This window comes from Roseomonas sp. TAS13, assembly GCF_001950415.1.
GTDB lineage: Bacteria > Pseudomonadota > Alphaproteobacteria > Acetobacterales > Acetobacteraceae > Roseomonas > Roseomonas mucosa.
Map to the genome: position 1 here is coordinate 1 of NZ_BDLP01000458.1, position 3,013 is coordinate 3,013.

Below are 3,013 nucleotides of genomic sequence, written 5' to 3' on the forward strand. Positions count from 1 at the left end.
TGGCCGCTCTCCTCGCCGCCCTCCGACAGGCAATCCTCACCCCGATCAGCCAAGCCAGCGTCCCGACAGGCCGCACCCTGCTCGCAGGGGCGACAGCCTGAAGACGTTGTTCAAGGCCGACTATCTAGCTACCTGGACAATGCCGCAGCCGAAGCGCGGGATCTGCTGCCGAAGAACGATTGCGGCCAGGGATTGCTTTGACAGCATTCCTACTCCCGCGATCACTACTCCTCGGCGTTAGCCAAGCCCTTCGACGCATTGTAGTTTCGAGCAAGATCAGGTCCGCCTCCTCCATCTCCTCGACTGCCACGGTGACCCACACCTGGGCGGTGCCACCGCAGCACGGACAGGTCAGCTTTCCCTTCCAGACCACGGAGCTGTCGAAGCCGCAGGCGCGGCACTGGAAACGGGCCATTCGTTGCTCCTCCGTTCCTCACCGAGGCGCGCGTTTCTGCGCCCTTTTCAGGAACGCCCCTGTCGTGAGCACATCGACGTCGGCGGCAGGATCCTGATTGCGGACGATGCCGGGGATACGCTCATCCTCGTGCAGCACGATCATCGCCCGGTCGCTGTCGGTGATCCTCTTGACCAGCCATTGCACGATGGCCGTCTTGCCGTCGCTGCGCAGCCTGTAGGCGGGCTGGCTTTCCAGCACCGTGGCATATAGCCGGACAGGATGGTCATCGCCCCGGCCGCCTCCGCCTGTCATCCATTCACGGAGGGATAATGCGCCGGCTTCAACGCTGATGGACCTCTTCTGAAACCTGCTTGCTCTGTTGAAAGACTCATGCGGCTTCGGCGAGGAGCATGAGGTTGTGGGTCAGGACACGCAGGATGAGTTCGCGTCGCTGAGCCTGATGTCCTCGGGCGGTGAGTGCGGAGCCGAGGCGACGTTTGTGTTGGCTGAAGCCACTCTCGATGTGCCAGCGCTGGTGGTAGAGCACGCGAGGAAAGCGTTGCCGGAGGGCTCGCCTGTGGGGCGTCTTCGGCCAGCGCCGGCCGGTGTTGCGGCGGTTCAGGGCGATGACGCTCCGGCTGATGCCGAGTTCCTCGCGGCAGAGGCGGTGGTTGTGCTCGGCATCGTAGCCGGCATCGGCCAGCACCGTGCCAAAGGTCATGATGCTCGCGGCCTGTCGCATGGCGGGGGCGAAGTCTGGACTTCCCCCCGAGGAGTGGAGGGGTGAGATCAGAGCATCATGCGGCGATCGGCATGACGGCCTCCGCACTCATGGCTACCCGCGCCTCGGTGGGCGTACGGTAGCCGACGCCTGAGTTCAGGCGCTGCCTATCATAGAACACCTCGACGTAGTCGAACACCGCCGCCTTCGCCTCCGCGCGGGTGCGGAAGTGGGCTTGGTGGATGTGCTCCTTCTTGAGCGAGGCGAAGAAGTCGGCCTTGAATAACCTGTTCAGGCTGCTTGGGCTGTAACTGGATGACGGTCCGGCTGGGCGATTGCGTCGATGAGGCTAGCGAGTCGGCCACACTACACGACAGTGATGGCTGGGAGGCCAGGGATCAGTTGAAATGGGGATTCATCCCTCGCGCAGAAGGATCCTGGCCATCACTGTCGTGTAGTGTGGCCGACTCCATAGGCAGCACGGTGATCGTCGATGAAGGCGGTCACGGCTTCGAGTGGCGGTCGAGCTCCGCCATCGCGAAATACGCCGATGCCTTGCGCAGGATCTCGTTGGCTTGGCGCAGCTCCCGGTTCTCCCGCTCCAAGGCCTTGATGCGCTCCCGCTCCTCCGTCGTCGGTCCGGCCCGCTGCCCTCCGTCACGCTCGGCCTGCCGCACCCAGCGCCGCAGCGTCTCCCGGCTGCAGCCGATCTTTGCCGCTATGGAGCCGAGCGTCTCCCACCGCGTCCCGGGATCACCGCCAGCCTCCAGCACCAGCCGGACCGCCCGCTCCCGAAGCTCGGGCGAGAAGTTCGCCCCCGTCTTCCGATTGCCCATAACCTCTTCCTCTCACAGGTTGAGGTCTCCTCCGATCCCGGGGCGGTTCAATCGCTCGGCTCGACAACAACCTATGGTTTATTGCAGGTTAAAAATCTCAACCGAAATATCCCGCGCCACCCTGCTGGGCTGACACACACCCACAATCCCCTACAAGGAACCAGTTGATGACGACGCTCGTTCGAGCACTGTTCAGAGTCGTTTTTGCCTGGTGTGTGCTGGTTCTCTTCTCAGCCCTCGCCAGGGCCGAGAGTTCAGCCAGGGACTTTGGCACCTATGGCGAATGGACGGTCATGCAGGCCGATGATAGCTGCGCTCTCCTCACCTCCCTGATCTTCAAGGGGCAGAAATCGGGTGTCTTCCTGCTCATGCCGGTACCCAAGAACAACCAGGTCTCCATCATCATCCACATGAAGAAGGGTACGCTCGTCCTGGGACCGCAACTGCTGAAGCAGCCCTCTCGGATCTCCATCGGACCCTACAGGACACGGATCCGGCTCGAGCTGCATCTTAGCAGCGACAAGGAGCAGTTGTTCGGCCATTTCAGGAACCAGTTGAGGGACGAGTTCATGCAGTCCTTTGTTACGGGTTCCAGGATGGAGATCGAACTGCCGACCGGCCAGCCAATTGGGCTCTCGCTGGAGGGCACCAGGGAGGCCGCGGACGGCATGGAGGCCTGCTGGAAGGATCTGGGCCTCTGGAAAAGATAACGTCCGTCAGGTCAGGCGGGTGGCGCTTCGTCTCTGCGGGGGGCAGGTCGGTCAGGGAAGAACGGTGACAGCCGTGCTATCTGCTAGTCGGTCAGCCAGAAGATGTTGTTCATTCCGCCCCCCGAAGTCGGCGGCAGGACGAATTACGCTCCAGCGATCCCGTACAGTCCGTTTATGGTCCAAAATCCTACTTATTCCAATGGGTTAGACGTTCTTTGGGCACGATAATAATCCATTATCGGGCCTGAGATGGGAAAGCGGTGGGGTTGCCACAATTGCGGCGATGGATCACGCTCGATCTGTTGGCCCAGGTGGCCGTGACGCGAGGCGGCGCAGGGGAGGGGCATGC

At 62.3% G+C, this 3,013-nt stretch carries 4 protein-coding genes, 1 pseudogene and 1 other annotated feature; of the genes and pseudogenes, 1 reads left to right on the plus strand and 4 read right to left on the minus strand.

Going from position 1 to position 3,013, the window contains the following annotated elements; genetic code table 11:
- Positions 1–433 precede the first annotated feature (433 nt).
- The 4 genes and pseudogenes from ROTAS13_RS22010 to ROTAS13_RS22025 form a co-directional block, all read right to left on the minus strand.
- A complete protein-coding gene (locus tag ROTAS13_RS22010) occupies positions 434–655 on the minus strand; it encodes a hypothetical protein (protein ID WP_139323492.1) in 222 nt (73 codons plus the stop codon).
- 130 nt (positions 656–785) lie between these two features.
- The gene (locus tag ROTAS13_RS22015; RefSeq protein WP_083755666.1) at positions 786–1,139 is read right to left on the minus strand and encodes a transposase; all 354 of its coding nucleotides are present in this window, start codon (positions 1,137–1,139) and stop codon (positions 786–788) included.
- A 55-nt stretch (positions 1,140–1,194) separates the two neighbouring features.
- A complete protein-coding gene (locus tag ROTAS13_RS22020; RefSeq protein ID WP_216348712.1) occupies positions 1,195–1,413 on the minus strand; it encodes an IS3 family transposase in 219 nt (72 codons plus the stop codon).
- A 158-nt stretch (positions 1,414–1,571) separates the two neighbouring features.
- Positions 1,572–1,667 (minus strand) — a sequence feature (AL1L pseudoknot).
- Positions 1,584–1,954: pseudogene (locus ROTAS13_RS22025) on the minus strand (transposase); the annotation flags it as partial. It overlaps the preceding feature by 84 nt.
- 167 nt (positions 1,955–2,121) lie before the next feature.
- Between ROTAS13_RS22025 and ROTAS13_RS22030 the strand changes: the two are divergent.
- On the plus strand, positions 2,122–2,664 hold the full coding sequence (locus ROTAS13_RS22030; protein ID WP_075823441.1) for a hypothetical protein: 543 nt from the start codon (positions 2,122–2,124) through the stop codon (positions 2,662–2,664).
- Positions 2,665–3,013: the final 349 nt, after the last annotated feature.

Bases quoted from the DNA above. Each gene is read 5' to 3' on its own strand.
- ROTAS13_RS22015 (WP_083755666.1), bottom strand. From the start codon at position 1,139: ATGCGACAGGCCGCGAGCATCATGACCTTTGGCACGGTGCTGGCCGAT.
- ROTAS13_RS22030 (WP_075823441.1), top strand. From the start codon at position 2,122: ATGACGACGCTCGTTCGAGCACTGTTCAGAGTCGTTTTTGCCTGGTGT.